Below are 18425 nucleotides of genomic sequence, written 5' to 3'. Positions count from 1 at the left end.
CTTGGCCGGCTTCGCTGCTTTCTCCGCCCGCTCCGCCTTTTCCCGTCCGCCCCGCCTATTCCGCTTTTCCGCCGGCCAGGCTTTGTGGGCCTTCTCCGCCTTCTTCGCCTTCTCTGCTCACTCCGCCTTTTTCGCTTCCTCGACGTTCTGCAGCAGCTGCATAAAGGCCGCCTCGTCGACCACGACCGTGCCGAACTGGGCGGCCTTGGCGGTCTTGGCGGTCTGCGCATCGGGGTCGTTGGTCACCAGCAGGCTGGTCAGCCGGGACATGCTCGTGGCGACATGCAGCCCGGCCTCGGTCGCCCGGTCCTCCAGCAGCTCCCGGTCGACGGAGGTGTCCCCGGAGAACGCCACCCGCATCCCCTGGACGAGCCGGCCGCCCGCCACGAACCGCCCCGGGTTGGGGTACGGGCACGCGGGGCGCTTACGGGACGGCCGCCAGGAGGTCGGGCGGTAGGACGCCGCCGAGGACTGCTGCCGGGGCGCGGTGGGGGTACCTCCCGCTCGCGGGGGAGAGTCCGACCACTCCGTCAGCGGCTGGCACGCCAGCAGCGGCAGCCGCAGCTCCGCCCGCGCGGCCAGGTGCAGGCTGGGCCGGAACGCCTCGGCCAGCACCCGGGCGTCGTCCAGGGCATGGTGGGCGCGTTCCTGAACGACGCCGTAATGGGCCGCGAGGGACTCCAGCTTGTGGTTGGGCAGCGGCAGCCGCAGCTCCTTGGAGAGCGCGATGGTGCACAGCCGCCGGCGCACCGGGGCGGCCGACCCGGCGCGGGCGTACTCCCGGGCGATCATCGACCAGTCGAACATGGCGTTGTGCGCGACCAGCACGCGGTCCGCGAGGCGCCGGGACAGCTCCGGGACGATGTCGGGGAAGAGCGGCGCGTCGGCCAGCATGTCGCTGGTGAGGCCGTGGATCCAGACCGGGCCCGGATCCCGCTGCGGATTGACGAGGGTGTACCAGTGGTCCTGGACCTCGCCCCGTGCGTCGAGTTGATACACCGCGGCGGAGATGATGCGGTCGTCGCGGGCCAGGCCGGTGGTCTCCACGTCGACCACCGCGTACCCCTGGGGATACCCGTCCGGCCAGGCAGCCGGGGGCGTCTGAGGGCCCGGCTGCTGCCCGATCTTCGGCGCGGTCTTCGGCGCGATCGAGTGAGCTGCTGCCATGCGGTCTTCGAGCATGGTCACTGAGGATACGGGCCGCCACTGACAGCCACCGCACCGCCGTCGTCCGGAACCCGTGCATCCGGGGCGGTCTCCCCGCCCGTTCCCCGCGGGTCTGCGGGGTGCCGGTCGGGCGTGCGCGGCGAACCGGCGCAGCCCGGGGATACCGTCAACGGCCCCGGGCGCAGCCGGTGGACCGCCCCCGTCGCCTCCTGGGCTGCGAAGGCGCCGCCCGCCCGACTCGGCCGTGCCCGCCGTCCGCCGGTACGTCCACACCCCGCCGGACCCGCCCGGCTCGGGTGAGTTGTCCGATTCCTTGCGGTCCCCGCCCGCCGCACGCCGAGGCCCCGGAGAGTGACCCGGCCGTCCGCGGCACACCGCTCGATGAGGTGACGGGCCCTCACCCCGAGCCGCGCGGCGCGCACGGCCACGCGGCGGCGGCGGCCCGGCGGGCTCCGTGGCCCGCGGCCGGGGTTGCCGTACCGCGGAGCCGCCCCGCGACCGCGGTTTCACGACGCCGGCGATCGTGGCGACCGGCCGTTCCCCGGGGCCGCCCGCCGCGGATTCCCGGGCGCCAGCAGCGACGTCACCAGCGCATCCAGCGAGACCAGGAAGAGCCGTTCGGCGTCGGCCGGTCCGGCCAGCGCGCGGGCCAGCGCGGGGTCGTGTTCGGCGGTGGGGGAGTCCCACAGCTCGCCCTCGCTGGGGCGCTGCTGCGGCGACCGCTCCCGGTTGCGTTCGATCAGGACGAAGCCGACGACCTGGAACTGCACGGCCCGTACCGCCTCGGCCGCGAGCTCCCCGCGCAGTCCGGCGGCGTGTGCCTCGTGGACCAGCGCCTGCTGCGCGGGCAGGAACATCCGCTCCGTCAGGCCGCGTTCGTGCACCATCGCGATCAGATGCGGCCGCTCGCGCAGCGCGGTACGCAGCGCGCGGGCCACCGAGACGATCCGGGCGTGCGGGGTGCGGCCGGCGGGCCGGATGTCGCCCATCTCCCGGACGGTGCGCTCCACCAGGGCGTCCAGCAGCGATTCGCGGTTGCCGACGTGCCAGTAGATGGAGGTGACGGCGGTGCCCAGCTCGGTGGCGAGCCGGCGCATGGTCAGCGCCCCGGGGCCGTGCGCCCGCACCAGCCGGGCGGCCGTCGTCAGAACCTCTTCGCTGGTCAGCGCGGTACGTGTCATGACCTCCACCTACCCCCACAACTCCCGTGCGCACAAGGCCCTTTACCCTTCGCCCCGCTCGGTGTAACAGTGTTACAGGCGCCTGGCACGACCCCCGCAAGTCACTGACGACGAAGGGCGGTACGACATGGCACGCATACGCTACGGAGCACGCACCGCGACGGAGATCACCGCCGCACGCACCGCGAGCTCGAAGCTCCCCGACATCTGGTCCACCGGTGTGGTGGCCGTCTGGGAGAGCGACCCGGACGCGGTCGCGGCGGTTCTGCCGCCCCCGCTCAAGCCCACCGGCCGCCCCCTGGTCCGGGTCACCATCTCCGCCGTCGACCTGCCCGGCTACCCCTTGGGCGCCGGCTCGGTCGCGGTCGCGGCCGCGCACCACGGCGTCGAGGGCTGGTATCCGCTCGTCATGCCGATGACCCACGAGCGGGCCCTGATCGGCGGCCGCGAGGTCTTCGGCGAGCCCAAGAAGCTGGGTGAGGTCACCGTCGAGCGCGACGGCCCGGTCGTCCGCGCCGCGCTCGCCCGGCACGGCATCGCCTTCGTCGAGGTCCGCGGCGCGGTCAGCGCCCCGCTCCCGGTCCCCGAACCGGCGCAGAAGACGGACTTCTACTTCAAGTTCCTGCCCGCGGTGGACGGTTCCGGCTTCGACCTCGACCCCGTACTGGTGCACTGCGTCCGCAACGAGAAGGTCCGCAAGCTGGAGCGGATCACCGGGGACGTGGTCCTGCGCGAGTCGATGTACGACCCCGTCGCGGACCTGCCCGTCCGCACCCTCGTGGAGATCACCCTCGGCGAGAAGACCAGCGACCAGACGGGCAGGGTCGCCGAGCGGGTCAGCGCCCAGGCCCTGCTCCCGTACATCCACCAGCGCTACGACGACCCGCAGCAGATCCTCGACGGGCCGCCCGAGGGGAGCGTCTGATGCGGCTGCGGGCGGGGCAGGTCGCGGTTGTCACCGGCGCGGCCGGCGGCATCGGCCTGGCCATGGCGCGCCGCTTCGCCGCGGAGGGCCTGCAGGTCGTCCTCGCGGACGTGGAGGAGAAGCCGCTGCGGGCCGCCGCCGACGAGCTGATCGCGGGCGGCGCCGAGGTCCTGGCGCGCACCGTGGACGTCGGCGTACGGGAGGAGGTCGCCGCCCTCGCCGACGCCGCGTACGACGCCTTCGGCGCGGTCCATGTGCTGTGCAACAACGCGGGCGTGGGCTCCGGAGCCGAGGGCCGGATGTGGGAACACGAGCCCAACGACTGGAAATGGGCGTTCGCCGTCAACGTCTGGGGCGTCTTCCACGGTGTGCAGTGCTTTCTGCCGCGGATGCTGGCGGCGGGTGAGCCCGGCCATGTCGTCAACACCGCCTCGACGGACGGCGGCGTCGCGCCCCTGCCCACCGCCTCCGTCTACGCCGTCACCAAGTCGGCCGTGGTGACCATGACCGAATCGCTCTACGCACACCTCAGGGCGGAGGACGCCCCCATCGGCGCCTCGGTGCTCTTCCCCGGCCCGCACATGCTCCGTACCGGCCTGTGGGAGTCGCACCGCAACCGGCCCGAGCGGTACGCCAAGTCCCGGCCGCGCCGTACGCCGTACCGCAGCCTGGCCCAGTGGGAGGCGGCGATGCGGGAGGCCGGCCGGGAGGTCGCCTTCACCCCGGTCGAGGACGTCGCCGAGCAGGTCGTGGACGGCATCCGGGCCGGCCGTTTCTGGATGCTGCCGCCCAGCGAGCACACCGACGCCCAGATCCGCGCCAGGTCGCGGTCGATGCTCGACCGCGCCGCCCCCTCGTATCTCGAGAACTTCATCCTGGACTAGGGAGCCGTCCATGACGGAACACGACGACCGGGGCCAGGAGGCCCCCTACCTGATCATCTCCTCCGACTGCCATGCCGGACTGCCCACCGAGGAGTACCGGCCCTACCTCGACGCCCGCTTCCACCGTGCCTTCGACGACTTCCTCGGCGAGCGCGACGCCCGCCGCGCCGAGGCCACCCGCCTGGGCATCCGCAACGACGCCTTCGCCGCCCAGTGGTTCGCCGACCACGCCGAGGGCCTGCGCGGCGGCTGGGACACCGCGCAGCGCCTGAAGGAACTCGACGGCGACGGCGTGGCGGCGGAGGTCGTCTTCCCGGACGCGGACGCCGTCGACAGCGGGACCGCCGCCCCCTTCGGCGTGGGCCTGGGCCTCTCCGGCGACCACGACCCCGACCTCGGCATGGCGGGCGCCCAGGCGCACAACCGCTGGCTCGCCGACTTCGTCTCCGAACACCCCGAACGGCACTGCGGCGTCGCCCTGCTGCCCGTCACGGCCGCCCCCGAGAAGGTCGTCGCGGAGATCCACCGCGCCAAGGAGTCCGGTCTCGGGGCGCTGATGATCCCGTCCATGTGGGGCGGCAACGCGCCCTACCACGACCGCTGTTACGACCCCGTCTGGGCCGCCGCCGCCGAATGCGCGATGCCGGTGCTCACCCACTCCGGGGCCGCACCCCGCCACGAGTACGGCGACCACCTCGGCATCTACGTCACCGAGGTCACCTGGTGGCCGGCCCGCCCCCTGTGGTTCATGCTGTGGTCCGGCGTCTTCGAACGCCACCCCGGCCTGAAGTTCGGCATCGCCGAATCCGGCTGCTGGTGGCTGCCCAACCTCCTGTGGTTCATGGACCGCCTCTACCTGGGTGCCCACGGCGGCAAGAAACTCTCGCCCTTCGCCGCCCTCACCCGCCCCCCGCACGAATACCTGGACCGCCAGGTCTTCGTCTGCGCCACCAACACCAAACGCCGCGAACTGGCCCAGCGCTACGAGATCGGCGTCGACAACATCCTGTGGGGCAGCGACTTCCCGCACCCCGAGGGCACCTGGCCCGACACCCGAGCCTGGCTGAAGAAGACCTTCCACGACATCCCCGTCGCCGAGACCCGGCGCATGCTGGGCCTGTCCGCCGCCGAGGCCTTCGGCTTCGACACCGCCGCACTGGCCCCGCTGGCCCGCCGCATCGGCCCCACTCCCGCCGAACTGGGCCAGCCCGCCGACCAGTTGGCCGTCGAGTCCTCCTGGGCCCGCTCCCGCGACGTGGGCCGCCACTGGCTGACCGACCACGACTTCCCGGTACTGGGGGCGCAAACATGACCGAGGGCACCATGACCGAGGGCACCATGACCGAGGGCACCATGACCGAAGACACCGGAACCGAGGCCGGCGCCGCCGAAGACCCCGTGACCGAGGACCGCTACACCGTCATCTCCGCCGACTGCCACGCCGGTGCCGACCTCCTCGACTACAAGCCGTACCTGGAGTCCCGGCACCACGAGGCCTTCGACGGCTGGGCCGCGAGCTATGTCAATCCGTACGAGGACCTGCTCGCCGACACCGCCGACCGCAACTGGAACTCCGCCCGGCGGCTGGCCGAGCAGGAGGCCGACGGCATCGTCGCCGAGGTCGTCTTCCCCAACACCATCCCGCCCTTCTTCCCCTCCGCCTCCCTGATGGCCCCGGCCCCCACCGCCGAGGAGTTCCGGCTGCGCTGGGCGGGTCTGCGCGCCCACAACCGCTGGCTCGCCGACTTCTGCGCCGAGGCCCCCGGCCGCCGGGCGGGCGTCGCCCAGATCCTCCTCAACGACGTCGACGAGGCCGTACGGGAGGTCCGCCGCACCAAGGAAGCGGGCCTGACCGGCGGCATCCTGCTCCCCGGCACCCCGCCCGGCTCCGGCCTGCCCGAACTCCACTCCGAGGTCTACGACCCGCTCTGGGCGGCCTGCGCCGAACTCGGCGTCCCGGTCAACCACCACGGCGGCTCGGCCTCCCCGCCATTGGGCGACGCACCCGCCGCCCGCGCCGTCTTCATGGTCGAGACCACGTGGTTCTCGCACCGTGCCCTGTGGCACCTCATCTTCGGCGGCGCCTTCCGCCGCCACCCGGGCCTCGAGCTCGTCCTCACCGAACAGGGCTCCGGCTGGATCCCCGGCGTCCTGGACATGCTGGACTACTACCACGACCGCCTGGTGGCGGCCTCGACCCGGGCGGCCACCGCCGAGGCCAAATTCGGCGCCGGCCTCGCCGCCACCATGGGCGACACCCCGGCAACCATCTGGCGCGAGCACTGCTACGTGGGCGCCAGCTTCATGCGCCCCCACGAGGTCCCGCTCCGCCACCGCATCGGCGTCGACAAGATCATGTGGGGCAGCGACTACCCCCACGACGAGGGCACGCCGCCCTACTCCCGCGAGGCCCTGCGGCTGGCCTACGCGGGCCTGCCCACGGACGAGGTCGCCGCCATGGTGGCCGGCAACGCCGCCCGCGTCTACGGCTTCGACCTCGACCGTCTCGCCCCGATCGCCGCCCGCGTCGGTCCGCCGGTCGCGGAGATCGCCGAGCCGCTGGAGAAGATCCCGCCGGACGCCACGAGCCCGGCGTTCGCGCGGGGCGGGTCGGTGCGGGTGTGGTGAGGGCGGCCGGGCCGGCCCGCCCGAGGCGGCGCGGCCGGCCGCGGCCCGCCCCTCGCCCGTGCGCGTGCGATCCGGCAGGCTACCGACGGTAATCCCGGGCGTGCCGGGGCCCGCCAGCTGACGACCCGTCTTACATACTTCTCGGTAACAACCCCTAGCGGCATCCCCGTCACCACATTTATGGTGCGGGCATGCCGCACCTGCCCGATGTCGTGTTGTGGTCCGTACCGGCCTTCGTCCTGCTCACCGTCGTGGAGATGGTGAGCTATCGCCTGCATCCCGACGAGGATGCGGCGGGCTATGAGGCCAAGGACGCCGTCACCAGCGTCGGCATGGGGCTGGGCAGCCTGGTGTTCGACGCGCTGTGGAAGATCCCGATCGTGGCGATCTACGCGGCGGTCTACGAACTCACCCCGCTGCGCGTGCCCGTGCTCTGGTGGACGCTGCTGCTGATGCTGCTCGCCCAGGACTTCTTCTACTACTGGTCGCACCGCGGCCACCACGTCATCCGCGTCCTGTGGGCCTGCCATGTGGTGCACCACTCCAGCAAGAAGTTCAACCTCACCACCGCGCTGCGCCAGCCCTGGACGACCTGGACCGTCTGGCCGTTCTACGTCCCGATGATCGCCCTCGGCGTGCACCCGGCCGCGATCGCCTTCACCTCCGGGGCCAACCTCGTCTACCAGTTCTGGGTGCACACCGAGCGCGTCGACAAGCTGCCCCGGCCCTTCGAGTTCGTGCTCAACACGCCCTCGCACCACCGGGTTCACCACGCCTCCCAGGGCGGCTATCTGGACCGCAACTTCGGCGGGATCCTGATCATCTGGGACCGGATGTTCGGCTCGTTCGTCGCCGAGACCGAGCGGCCCGTCTACGGCCTCACCAAGAACATCGAGACCTACAACCCGCTGCGGGTGGCCACCCATGAGTACGCCGCCATCGCACGCGACGTACGGGCGGCCGACAGCTGGCGCGAGCGCGCGGGGCGCATCTTCCGCGGCCCCGGGTGGCAGCCGGCCGACGCCGCCGGGGAGCCCCGCACGCCGGCGCGCACCGCCGCCGCCTCCGTCGAGGAGACCGCCGCGTGACGGCTCGTCGGCCGCGGGCCGTACGGCCGTTGCTGGGCGCCTTCGCGGTGCTCGCCGCCGTACACCTCGTGGCGCTCGCGGCGGGCGCCACCACCGCCGAGCAGCTCACCAAGCCCGCCCTGATGCCGGTGCTCGCCGCGGCCGTGCTGGCCCGCGGGGGTCCTCCGCTGCTCGCCGGTGCGCTGCTGTTCGGCTGCGGCGGCGACACCTTCCTCCAGATCGGCGGGGACGGCGGCGGCAGCGTCTTCCTGATCGGGATGGCGTCCTTCGCCGCCGGGCACGTCTGCTATCTGCTGCTGTGCGCCCGGCACGGCGCCCCGCCGGGCGGCCGCGCCCGTACGGGGGCCTTCGGCGGCGCCTACGCCGTGGTCCTGGCCGCCACCGTCGCGCTGCTGTGGCCGGACCTCCCGGCGGACCTGCGCATCCCGGTCGCCGGCTACAGCCTGCTGCTCACCGCGATGGCCTTCGGCGCGCTGCGGGCGGGTCCCTGGGCCGCGGCCGGCGGGCTGCTCTTCCTGCTCTCCGACACCCTCATCGCGAGCGGTATCGCCCACTGGCCGCAGCTCCCGACCCCGCAGTTCTGGATCATGTTCACCTATGCGGCGGCGCAGGTCGCCCTGGCGGAAGGCGTGCTGCGGGCCGCCGCGGGCCCGGGGGACCCGCAAGGGGCCGGGCGGCGCACCACCCGGCCCCCGGAGACGGCGAGCGCCTAGCTCTTCACCGCTTTGAGCGCGTTGACGATGCCGTAGCCGTAGTGGCCGTTGACGTGCTGGGTGCCGGTGCAGGTGGCGTCACCCGTGGGGCAGCCGGGGTTGTCCGCCTGCTCCTTGAGCAGCCACTGGATCTCCTGCGGGCTGGACTTGGGGTGCGTGCTCTTCAGCAGCGCCGCCACGCCCGCGACGTGCGGGGTCGCCATGGACGTGCCCGCCAGATAGGCCCAGTCGCCGCCCGGCATGGTGGAGAGGATGTTGCCGTTCTTGGCGGGCAGCTCGGGCACCTGCTTCGAGTCGCCGCCCGGGGCCGCCACATCGATCTGGCCCAGGCCGTAGTTGGAGTAGTAGGACTTGGCCTTGTGCACGCCGGTCGCCGAGACGGTCACCGTGCCCGGCAGCTGGGTGGGTACGTCCCAGCAGGTCTTGGGGCTGACGGTGCGCTCGACCGGGGTCGAGTCGTTGGGGCTGCCGGTGTCGGTGAGCTTCTCGGCCGCCAGGTCCATGTTGGAGTTGCCGGCCGCCGCGACATTGAGCACGCCCTTGCCCTGGGCGTACTTCGCGGCCCGGCCGACCGCGTCAATGATCGCGGCCTGATCGGCGTCATCCTTGCAGTTGAACATCCACGGGTCGACGTAATAGCTGTTGTTGGTGACCTCGACGCCGTGGTCGGCCGCGAAGACGAAGGCGCACACCACGCTCTCGGCGTAGAAGAGGGCCGTCTTGGGCTCGCTGACCTTGATGGCGGAGATCTTCACGCCCGGTGCGACGCCCGCCACGCCCACGCCGTTGCGGGCCGCGGCGATCGTGCCCGCGACATGGGTGCCGTGGTAGTCCTCGTCCGGGTCCCAGGGGCGCCAGGCGCCCTTGGACGTATCGGCCACGCCGCCCACGCAGTTGGCGGACTGCTTCGCGGAGAAGTTGGCCTTCAGGTCCGGGTGGGTGTCGTCCACACCGGTGTCGATGATGCCGACGGTGACGTTCCGGCTGCCGGGGTTCACCTTCGCGGCCTGGTCGGCCTTGATGGCGGGCAGATCCCACTGGAGCGGTTCGAGCGGCTCCTCGCCGTTCGCCTTCGCCGCCGCGGCCGCCGCCTTGAGCTGCGACTTCGGCAGCCGGTCGAGCTTCTGCGGCTTGCCGACGTCGGTGGTGCCGGACGCCTTGAGCGGGGCGGTACGCGAGGCTCCCGCCGACTGCACGCCCGGCACCGCGCGCAGGGTTTCCGCGAACTTCGGGTTGGCCGAGTGGACGACGATCACGCCTATCTGCTCATGGGCGACGATCACCTTTCCACCGGCCTTGGCTATCGCCTTCTTCACCTTGCCGACCGTGGCGTGGTCCGGCGTGGCGTTCACGACGTACGACAGCAGCGGGCCGCTCGCCGTGGCCGCGGCGGCGGGGGCGGAGTCCTGGGGTGCGGCGGTGGCCGCGTTCGGGAGGAAGCCGAGGGACGCCGTCAGAGCCAGTCCGAGCGGCAGGGCCAGGACCCGCGCGCGTCTGGATCGGGGATGAGCCATGGGTACTCCACATCATCCGTGAGACCGCCCGTACGCGGGTTTGCGCACGGGCGGATGCAATGTGACGTGAAGCTATCGGCGATCACCGGCGCTCATCAATGGAACCGGTAAAAAACCCGTCAGTGATGACGAATTGACATCGCGTCACGCTATATCGAGGCCCGGACGGCCGGGCGCGCGCCGCGGTGAGCGGGCGTCAGATGCCGCGCCGCAGGGAGCCGATGCTCAGCGGGGGCAGCGCGACCCGCGGGCCGTACCAGCGGCGCGGTTGCACCGGGGAGCGCCGTCGTACCGCCGCGGTGGCGGGTGGGGGAGGGGCGGGCAGCCGGATGCTGCCGTAGGGATGCCGACGGGGACCGGAGGGCTGCGGGGCCTGCGCGGGCGGCGGAGTCACACCCGGCTCAACGAAGCGCCCGCACGGCGGTGGCGGCCGGGGAGGCATTCCCGCGATTTTCCTTGCGATATCAACCAACCGCCCCCTGTCGCATCGCCTGCCACGGCCCTACGATGCGTGATCCACGTCACTTATCTGGGCCTTATCGTCGGACTCAGTGGCGGCACTTCGGCCACTTCAGCCCCCCCGTACGACAGGAGATTCCGTGAGCGCCACACCGGCCATCGACCCGGGGATGCAGGAACCACCCGACTACCGACAGGCGCAGGCGAGCGCGGAATTCGCCGCACTGCGCCGCTCCCACCGCTCCTTCACCTTCCCCCTCACCGTCGCCTTCATCCTCTGGTACCTGGCGTATGTGCTGCTCTCCAGCTACGCCGGCGACTTCATGGCCACCAAGGTCCTCGGGCACCTCAACGTCGCCTTCGTCCTCGGCATCGCCCAGTTCGCGACGACCTTCCTGATCGCCTGGTGGTACTCCCGCCACGCCGCCGCCGAGCTCGACCCCAAGGCCGAGGCCATCAGGGCCCGCCTCGAGGACACGTCCCTCGGCAAGGGCACCTCCCTCAGCAAGGACACGCCCCGCCTGGAGGACCCCGCATGATGCACCCTCAGCAGCCGCTCGCGCTCCAGCTCGCGGCAGGCGGCGCGGGCGAGCACCGCGCCCTGATCATCACCCTCTTCGCGCTCTTCGTCGCCGCCACCCTCGGCATCACCGTCTGGGCCGGCCGGCAGACCAAGGGCGCGGAGGACTTCTACGCCGGCGGCCGCCAGTTCAGCGGCTTCCAGAACGGCCTGGCCATCTCCGGCGACTACATGTCCGCCGCATCCTTCCTCGGCATCGCCGGCGCCATCGCCCTCTTCGGGTACGACGGCTTCCTCTACTCCATCGGCTTCCTCGTCGCCTGGCTCGTCGCCCTCCTCCTGGTCGCCGAACCGCTGCGCAACTCGGGCCGGTTCACCATGGGCGACGTCCTCGCCTACCGGATGCGCCAGCGCCCGGTCCGCACCGCCGCGGGCACCTCCACCATCGTCGTCTCGATCTTCTATCTGCTCGCCCAGATGGCGGGCGCGGGCGCCCTGGTCACCCTGCTCCTCGGCATCACCACCGAGGCGGGCAAGATCCTGGTCGTCGTCCTCGTCGGCATCGTGATGATCCTGTACGTCACCATCGGCGGGATGAAGGGCACCACCTGGGTCCAGATGGTCAAGGCCGTGATGCTGATCGCCGGCACCCTGCTGATCACCTTCCTGGTGGCGCTCAAGTTCCACTTCAACATCTCCGAACTGCTCGGCGCCGCCGCGCAGAACAGCGGAAAGGGCTCGGCGTTCCTGGAGCCGGGCCTCAAGTACGGCGCCACCGCCACCTCGAAGATCGACTTCATCTCGCTGGGCATCGCCCTCGTCCTGGGCACCGCGGGCCTGCCGCACATCCTCATCCGCTTCTACACCGTCCCCACCGCCAAGGCCGCCCGGAAGTCGGTGAACTGGGCGATCGGCATCATCGGCGTCTTCTACCTGATGACCATCGCGCTCGGCTTCGGCGCCGCGGCCCTGATCAAGCCGGACGCGATCACCGCCGCCAACAAGGCGGGCAACACCGCCGCCCCGCAGCTCGCCGAGGTGATCGGCGGCGGCGCCGGATCCACCGGGGGCGCGGTGCTGCTCGCCGTCATCTCCGCGGTGGCCTTCGCGACCATCCTCGCCGTGGTCGCCGGCCTCACCCTCGCCTCGTCCTCGTCCTTCGCCCACGACATCTACGTCAATGTGATCCGCAAGGGCCAAGCCACCGAGAAGGAAGAGGTCGGCGCGGCCCGCTGGGCGACCGTCGGCATCGGCGCCGTTGCCATCGTGCTCGGCGTCTTCGCCCGGGGCCTGAACGTCGCCGGCCTGGTGGCGCTCGCCTTCGCGGTCGCCGCCTCCGCCAACCTCCCCACCCTCCTCTACAGCCTCTTCTGGAAGCGCTTCACCACCCAGGGCGCCCTGTGGTCCATCTACGGCGGCCTCGCCTCGTCCGTCCTGCTGGTCCTCTTCTCCCCGGTCGTCTCCGGCAAGGAGACGTCGATGTTCCCCGGCGCGGACTTCGGCTTCTTCCCCCTGGAGAACCCCGGCCTGATCTCCATCCCGCTGGGCTTCCTGCTCGGCTGGCTCGGCTCCCTCCTGTCCAAGGAGGAACCGGACGTCAAGAAGTACGCCGAACTGGAGGTCCGTTCGCTGACCGGAACCGGCGCCCACTGACCGCCTGACCCCCGCCTGAGTCGTCCGTACAGGGAGTGGGCGGGGTGGCGTCGTAGAGATCTACGACGCCACCCCGCCCACCTCGTGCTTCTCAGCCCTGCTCGGCGACGCCGCCATCGCGTAGTCTCGAAGACGTACTGATCCATCGCCGAAGGCAACCGATCAACCACCGTCGGGGAGGGGGCCCTGTGCTCATCGACACTTACGGCCGCGTGGCCACCGACCTGCGCGTTTCGCTGACCGACCGCTGTAATCTGCGGTGCACGTACTGCATGCCCGAAGAGGGGCTGCAATGGCTCGCCAAGCCGGATCTGCTCACCGACGACGAGATCGTCCGGCTGATACGCATCGCGGTCACCGACCTCGGCATCGAAGAGGTCCGCTTCACCGGCGGTGAGCCGCTGCTCCGCCCCGGCCTGGTCGGCATCGTCGAGCGCGTCGCACAGCTGACCCCGCGCCCGCAGATGTCCCTGACCACCAACGGCATCGGCCTCCAGCGCACCGCCGGCGCCCTGCGCGACGCCGGCCTCGACCGCGTCAACGTCTCCCTCGACACCCTGCGGCCCGACGTCTTTCAGACCCTGACCCGCCGCAAGCGGCACGACGACGTCCTGCGCGGCCTGGACGCGGCCCGCGCGGCCGGCCTGACCCCGGTCAAGGTCAACACCGTCCTGATGCCCGGCCTCAACGACGACGAGGCCCCCGATCTGCTCGCCTGGGCGATCGAGAACGACTACGAGCTCCGCTTCATCGAGCAGATGCCGCTGGACGCCCAGCACGGCTGGAAGCGCGACGGCATGATCACCGCCGGTGACATCCTCGCCTCGCTGCGCACCCGCTTCGAGCTGACCCCCGAGGGCGAGGAGAAGCGGGGCGCCGCACCCGCCGAGCGCTGGGTCGTCGACGGCGGACCGCACCGCGTCGGCGTCATCGCCTCCGTCACCCGCCCGTTCTGCCGCGCCTGCGACCGTACGCGCCTGACGGCCGACGGCCAGATCCGTACCTGCCTGTTCGCCACCGAGGAGACGGACCTGCGGGCCGCCCTGCGCTCGGACGCCCCCGACGCCGAGATCGCCCGGATCTGGAAGCTGGCGATGTGGGGCAAGAAGGCGGGCTCCGGTCTGGACGACCCGTCCTTCCTGCAGCCCGATCGCCCGATGTCCGCCATCGGCGGCTGACCGCCGCCGGTCTCAGCCCTCGGCGGCCGACGCCTCCCACTCCTCCAGCGTCACCACGTCCTTCAAGAAGCCGCGCACGCCGAGGAACTGCGACAGATGCTCACGGTGTTCCTCGCACGCCAGCCACGTCTTGCGCCGGTCCGGGGTGTGCAGCTTCGGGTTGTTCCAGGCCAGCACCCACACCGCGGCCGCACGGCAGCCCTTCGCGGAGCAAATGGCGGCGCCCGCATCGGAGCCGGAGCCGGGGCCGGTCAGGAAATTCGGGGGATTCGGGGAGTTCACGGCCTCAACCCTACGTCCCGCCCCATGAGGCGGACATGGCGACGCCGGGCAGCCACGGGGGGAGCCGCCCGGCGTCGGTCCGTCGCTCCGACGGGGGATGCGGAGCGCGTACGCAGTATGTCACGGGGAATGGTGCCCGGTGCACTGGATCTGCATGATTGATCTGAGCTTTTCTTGAGCTTTGCAGACGCGTGCGCTCAATTCTGCCCCTGCCCGGCTCCCGGAGCGTTCGCCTCCGGCGACTCCGGAACGGATTCCGCCGACCCGTCCTGTCCGTCGGAGGCCTGACGGCCGGGGCCCAGCATGGGCCGGGCGGGCGGGGCGACAAAGGTCGAGGGGAGCGAAGGGGCGTTCTCCCGCCCCGCGTTGGCGATCACCACCGCGACATAGGGAAGGCCTATCCCCAGCACCAGCATCGCAATGGCAACCGGCCGTTCGATGCTCCACAGCACCGTGGCGAGCACGACCGCCACGGTCCGGATCGCCATCGAGATCACATAGCGGCGCTGCCGTCCCTTCACGTCCTCGGACAGCCCCTGCCGTGCTCCCGTGATCCGGAAGGTCTGGGCGCTGCTCTGCTTCCGCATCACGTTCCACCACCTGCTCAGTTGTGCCGGATTCTCCCCGCTTTCCGGGCAGATTCCACGGTACGCCGCGACTGGGCCGCCTTCGAGACCGGGTCGTGCTCCAGACGCCGGGGTCCGCCACCACACCTGGCGTAGCCGCGGCTCCGGCGTGCGGCGTAGGAAATGCGGAGCGACACTGGCGGGGCACGGTTACCTGCGCGGCAGCCTGCTCCGCGCCGGATGAGGAGGCGACATGAGTTGGTTGTGGGCCATCATCCTCGGTCTGATCCTGGGCCTGATCGCGAAGGCCATCATCCCGGGCAAACAGCAGATTCCCCTCTGGCTGACCGTGATCTTCGGCATGCTGGGCAGCGTCCTGGGCAACTGGGCGGCCACCGGTCTCGGCGTCAACGAGACCAAGGGCATCGACTGGACCCGCCACCTGCTGCAGCTGGTCGGCGCGGTGATCATCGTCGCCGTGGGCGACCGGCTCTGGGCCTCCCTCCGCGGCCACAAGAGACAGCCCGGCTGAGCGGCGGTGGACGAAAACCGGCGGGCCGGTGCGCGACACTCGCGCACCGGCCCGCCGCCGTTTCCGTATACCGCTCGGTGACTCAGCGGCCCGCGAGCTGCGCGAGCTTGCGCCCGGCCTTGAGGTACGCGGTGCCCGGCGCACCGGCCAGCTTCTCCGCCAGCACCTCGGCCAGCGGCCGCACCGACTCCGCCTCGGCGAGCACCACGGTCTCCTGGCCGCCCTCGCCCTCCACGACCAGCCGCAGCGCGTTCTGCTTGGCCAGCCGACGCGCCGCCGAGGCGCTCGGCGTGAACTCCAGGACCTTCGTCAGCACCGCCGCGACCGTCTCCGCGCCGTGCTCGGCGACATCGACGACCGGCAGCGACTCCACATCGGCGAAGGACTTCTTGGAGAACTGCGCGATGAACCCGGCCCGCGCCGCCATCGCGGCCTCCAGCCCGTACAGCGCCGCCACGACCTCACCCGCGAGGATCTTCTTGAGGTCCATCGGGTGCAGCGAACGGTCGCCGATCCGCCCCAGAACGAGCGCGATCTCGTCGTCCGTCCACTCCGTCCAGGCCTTGAGGTACGGCTCCATCAGCCGGTCCGGCACCGACATGATCTTGCCGAAGACATCATCGGCGGGCGCGCTCAGACCGACGTAATTCCCCTTGGACTTGGACATCTTGGCGCCCGTGCCGTCCGTGCCCTCGATCAGCGGCATGGTGACGACCAGCTGCGGCGTCTGCCCGCGCAGCTCCATCAGCTTCCGGGCCATCTGGAGATTGAGCAGCTGGTCCGAGCCGCCCAGCTCCACATCGCAGTTCAGCGCCACCGAGTCCAGGCCCTGCGCGATGGGGTACAGCAGCTCCGTCATGGTCAGCCCGGAGCCGGCCGCCAGGCGGTTGCGGAAGTCCTCGCGCTGCAGCAGCTGCGAGGCCGGCACATGGGCGAGCAGCCCGAGCAGCTCGGGGAAGGTGTACGGCGCCAGCCACTCGCTGTTCTGCCGGAAGCTGACCTTCTCGAAGTCGAAGAAGGGGCGCACCTGTTCGCGGTAGGTGGCGAGGTTGTGCGCGATGTCCTCGTCGGTCAGCGGCGGACGCTCGGCCGTACGGCCCGACGGGTCACCGATCTTGGCGGTGAAGTCGCCGATGATCAGCGTGACGTCGTGACCCAGCCGCTGGAACCGGCTCAGGATGATCAGCGGGACGGCATGCCCCAGGTGCACATCGGTCGCCGTCGGGTCGATGCCCAGCTTGATGTGCAGGCCCCGGCCGGCCGCCCGGCGCTCCTCGATCCGCTCGGCCAGCTTGTCCACGCCCGGCAGGACCTCGACCGTACGGGCCGCGATCAGCTCTGCCTGCTCCTTGGCGGACAGGTCCGTCAGGTCGAGATAGCGCCGGGCGCCCGTCTCCTGGAGCAGCTCCTGGACCGTGGCGTCCGAGGAGAGGTCGGCGGAGAGCAGCGTGCTGGCGCGGGCGACGGATTCGCCGAGGCGTGTCATGGCGTTCCTGATCGATCGTGGTTCCCCAAGGGTGGTTCCCCAAGGGGGGAGGCAAGAGGCCAGTCTATTCGGTGTCCGTGCACCGGCCCCCACCTCCCCGGCCGCGCCGCCGGGCTCATGCCCCCGGGCTCACACCCCCGGGCTCACCGAACTCATATGGAAGTCCGGGATCCGCAGCGCGGGCATCGCGGCCCTGGTGAAGTAGTCGCCCCACTCGCGCGGCAGGGTCCGCTCCGTGCGGCCCGCCTCCACCGCCCGCGACAGCAGATCCACCGGCGACTCGTTGAAGCGGAAGTTGTTGACCTCCCCGACCACCTCGCCCTGCTCGACCAGATACACGCCGTCCCGCGTCAGCCCGGTCAGCAGCAGCGTCGCCGGATCGACCTCGCGGATGTACCACAGGCAGGTCAGCAGCAGCGTCGGCCCGTCGTGCCCGCTCGCCGCCACCATCTCCTCCAGGGAACGCGAACCCCCCGCCTCCAGCAGCAGATTGTCGATCCCCGGCGCCACCGGCAGGCCGGTCAGCCCGGCGCTGTGCCGGGTGGTCAGCAGCCGGTTCAGCACGCCGTCGCGCACCCAGTCCGTGGCGGTCAGCGGCAGCCCGTTGTCGAAGACCGACGCATCGTCGCCGGAGGCATGCGCCAGGACGAACGGCGCGCACTCCAGCCCCTCCGCCGCCGGATCGCTGCGCAGCGTCAGCGGCAGGGAGGAGAGCCGCTCGCCCACCCGGGTACGCGATGCCCCCGCGCCCTCGCCCGCCCTGGAGAACACCGTACGGCCCTCCGCGGCATCCCGGGCCGAGGACGACCACAGCTGGTAGACCAGCAGGTCGGCCACGGCGGTCGGCGGCAGCAGCGTCTCGTAGCGCCCGGCGGGCAGCTCGATCCGCCGCTCGGCCCAGCCCAGCCGCCGGGCCAGCTCCGCATCCATCTCCCGCGGGTCGACGTCGGCGAAGTCGCGGGTGGCCCGCCCCGCCCAGGCCGACCGGGTGCGGTCCGGGGACTTGGCGTTGAGCTCCAGCGTCCCCGTGGGCTGGTCGTGCCGCAGCCGCAGCCCGGCCGAGGTGCCCAGATACGACGAGACGACGCCGTGGTGCGCGAAGCCGTACAGCTCCCGGCCGCCGGCACGGGCCTGCTGAAAGGCCTCACCGAGAGCCGGCGCGAACTGCGCGAAGACCTCCGAGGAGGTCTCGTCGGGCGCGTCCGTGAAGTGCGCCGACGCCTTCCGGCCGGCCACCAGCGGCTGCGCGTCCTCGGCCGGCCCCGCCTCCCGGGCGGCCGCCTCCGCGGCTCGCACCAGCGGCTCCAGCTCGTCCGCGGTGACCGCCGACCGCGACACCACACCGGAGGCGGTGCCCTGCCCGCCGTCCACCGTCGCGACGACGGTCAGCGTCCGGCCCCGGGTGACGCCGTTGGTGGTCAGCGCATTGCCCGCCCAGCGCAGATTGGCGCTGGACTCCTCATCGGCGATCACCACACACCCGTCCGCACGGGAGAGCTCCAGGGCCCGCTCGACGATCTCGTGCGGTGCGTTGCCGCGGCCCGTGCGGTTCCTGCCGTTCGTACGGTTCGTACGGGGACTCATCGACCCGCCTCCTGCGTGGTGTTGAGACCGTGCTTGCCCGGGGAGCGACCCCCGGCCCCCCGGCC

18 protein-coding genes are annotated in these 18425 nt (G+C 71.7%); 10 read left to right on the top strand and 8 right to left on the bottom strand.

Annotated elements, in window-relative coordinates; translation table 11 throughout:
* Window positions 1-117: 117 nt before the first annotated feature.
* Both AC5677_RS09470 and AC5677_RS09465 read right to left on the bottom strand, forming a co-directional pair.
* The gene (locus AC5677_RS09470) at window positions 118-1182 is read right to left on the bottom strand and encodes a DEDDh family exonuclease (protein ID WP_497194574.1); all 1065 of its coding nucleotides are present in this window, start codon (window positions 1180-1182) and stop codon (window positions 118-120) included.
* A 491-nt stretch (window positions 1183-1673) separates the two neighbouring features.
* Entirely contained in the window at window positions 1674-2348 is a 675-nt protein-coding gene (locus tag AC5677_RS09465; protein WP_497194573.1) for a TetR/AcrR family transcriptional regulator, read from the bottom strand.
* A gap of 127 nt (window positions 2349-2475) precedes the next feature.
* Between AC5677_RS09465 and AC5677_RS09460 the strand changes: the two genes are divergently transcribed.
* The 6 genes from AC5677_RS09460 to AC5677_RS09435 all read left to right on the top strand — a co-directional run bounded on the left by AC5677_RS09460 (window position 2476) and on the right by AC5677_RS09435 (window position 8586).
* Window positions 2476-3273 (top strand): acetoacetate decarboxylase family protein, encoded by a 798-nt coding sequence (locus tag AC5677_RS09460; RefSeq protein WP_497194572.1) that lies wholly within the window; start codon window positions 2476-2478, stop codon window positions 3271-3273.
* On the top strand, window positions 3273-4157 hold the full coding sequence (locus tag AC5677_RS09455) for an SDR family NAD(P)-dependent oxidoreductase (protein WP_497194571.1): 885 nt from the start codon (window positions 3273-3275) through the stop codon (window positions 4155-4157). The genes AC5677_RS09460 and AC5677_RS09455 overlap by 1 nt, the downstream gene beginning before the upstream one ends.
* Before the next feature lie 10 nt (window positions 4158-4167).
* Window positions 4168-5469, top strand: a complete 1302-nt coding sequence (locus tag AC5677_RS09450; RefSeq protein ID WP_497194570.1) for an amidohydrolase family protein — start codon at window positions 4168-4170, stop codon at window positions 5467-5469.
* Between the two features lie 41 nt (window positions 5470-5510).
* Complete coding sequence (locus AC5677_RS09445) at window positions 5511-6785, top strand: amidohydrolase family protein (RefSeq protein ID WP_497196555.1); 1275 nt, start codon at window positions 5511-5513, stop codon at window positions 6783-6785.
* A gap of 191 nt (window positions 6786-6976) precedes the next feature.
* Complete coding sequence (locus tag AC5677_RS09440) at window positions 6977-7873, top strand: sterol desaturase family protein (RefSeq protein WP_497194569.1); 897 nt, start codon at window positions 6977-6979, stop codon at window positions 7871-7873.
* Window positions 7870-8586, top strand: a complete 717-nt coding sequence (locus tag AC5677_RS09435; protein ID WP_497194568.1) for a lysoplasmalogenase — start codon at window positions 7870-7872, stop codon at window positions 8584-8586. Before AC5677_RS09440 ends, AC5677_RS09435 begins: the two co-directional genes overlap by 4 nt.
* Here AC5677_RS09435 and AC5677_RS09430 read toward each other — a convergent pair.
* Window positions 8583-10100: a S8 family serine peptidase gene (locus AC5677_RS09430; protein ID WP_497194567.1), complete on the bottom strand. Its 1518-nt coding sequence runs from the start codon at window positions 10098-10100 to the stop codon at window positions 8583-8585. The two genes, AC5677_RS09435 and AC5677_RS09430, sit on opposite strands and share 4 nt — an antisense overlap.
* A gap of 196 nt (window positions 10101-10296) precedes the next feature.
* Window positions 10297-10494 carry a hypothetical protein gene (locus AC5677_RS09425; protein WP_497194566.1) on the bottom strand — a complete coding sequence of 66 codons (198 nt, stop codon included), beginning with the start codon at window positions 10492-10494 and terminating at the stop codon, window positions 10297-10299.
* A gap of 205 nt (window positions 10495-10699) precedes the next feature.
* On the opposite strand from AC5677_RS09425, the gene AC5677_RS09420 reads away from it, so the two are divergent.
* The 3 genes from AC5677_RS09420 (at window position 10700) to moaA (ending at window position 13910) form a co-directional block, all read left to right on the top strand.
* Window positions 10700-11098 (top strand): DUF485 domain-containing protein, encoded by a 399-nt coding sequence (locus AC5677_RS09420; protein WP_497194565.1) that lies wholly within the window; start codon window positions 10700-10702, stop codon window positions 11096-11098.
* Entirely contained in the window at window positions 11095-12732 is a 1638-nt protein-coding gene (locus tag AC5677_RS09415) for a monocarboxylic acid transporter (RefSeq protein WP_497194564.1), read from the top strand. Before AC5677_RS09420 ends, AC5677_RS09415 begins: the two co-directional genes overlap by 4 nt.
* A gap of 188 nt (window positions 12733-12920) precedes the next feature.
* On the top strand, window positions 12921-13910 hold the full coding sequence (gene moaA, locus AC5677_RS09410) for a GTP 3',8-cyclase MoaA (protein WP_497194563.1): 990 nt from the start codon (window positions 12921-12923) through the stop codon (window positions 13908-13910).
* A gap of 12 nt (window positions 13911-13922) precedes the next feature.
* Here the strand turns inward: moaA and AC5677_RS09405 are convergent, their stop codons facing one another.
* Both AC5677_RS09405 and AC5677_RS09400 read right to left on the bottom strand, forming a co-directional pair.
* The gene (locus tag AC5677_RS09405) at window positions 13923-14192 is read right to left on the bottom strand and encodes a hypothetical protein (RefSeq protein WP_497194562.1); all 270 of its coding nucleotides are present in this window, start codon (window positions 14190-14192) and stop codon (window positions 13923-13925) included.
* A 197-nt stretch (window positions 14193-14389) separates the two neighbouring features.
* The gene (locus AC5677_RS09400) at window positions 14390-14779 is read right to left on the bottom strand and encodes a DUF3099 domain-containing protein (RefSeq protein ID WP_497194561.1); all 390 of its coding nucleotides are present in this window, start codon (window positions 14777-14779) and stop codon (window positions 14390-14392) included.
* A 232-nt stretch (window positions 14780-15011) separates the two neighbouring features.
* On the opposite strand from AC5677_RS09400, the gene AC5677_RS09395 reads away from it, so the two are divergent.
* On the top strand, window positions 15012-15290 hold the full coding sequence (locus tag AC5677_RS09395; RefSeq protein WP_497194560.1) for a GlsB/YeaQ/YmgE family stress response membrane protein: 279 nt from the start codon (window positions 15012-15014) through the stop codon (window positions 15288-15290).
* A gap of 82 nt (window positions 15291-15372) precedes the next feature.
* On the opposite strand, the gene tyrS is transcribed toward AC5677_RS09395, so the two are convergent.
* Both tyrS and AC5677_RS09385 read right to left on the bottom strand, forming a co-directional pair.
* On the bottom strand, window positions 15373-16776 hold the full coding sequence (tyrS, locus tag AC5677_RS09390; protein WP_497194559.1) for a tyrosine--tRNA ligase: 1404 nt from the start codon (window positions 16774-16776) through the stop codon (window positions 15373-15375).
* A 129-nt stretch (window positions 16777-16905) separates the two neighbouring features.
* Complete coding sequence (locus AC5677_RS09385) at window positions 16906-18360, bottom strand: metallopeptidase TldD-related protein (RefSeq protein WP_497194558.1); 1455 nt, start codon at window positions 18358-18360, stop codon at window positions 16906-16908.
* Between the last annotated feature and the right edge of the window lie 65 nt (window positions 18361-18425).

Source organism: Streptomyces sp. JLSY215, assembly GCF_059682825.1.
The sequence above is the reverse complement of the archived record's forward strand: the minus strand, read 5'-3'. Positions and strand labels throughout refer to the sequence as shown.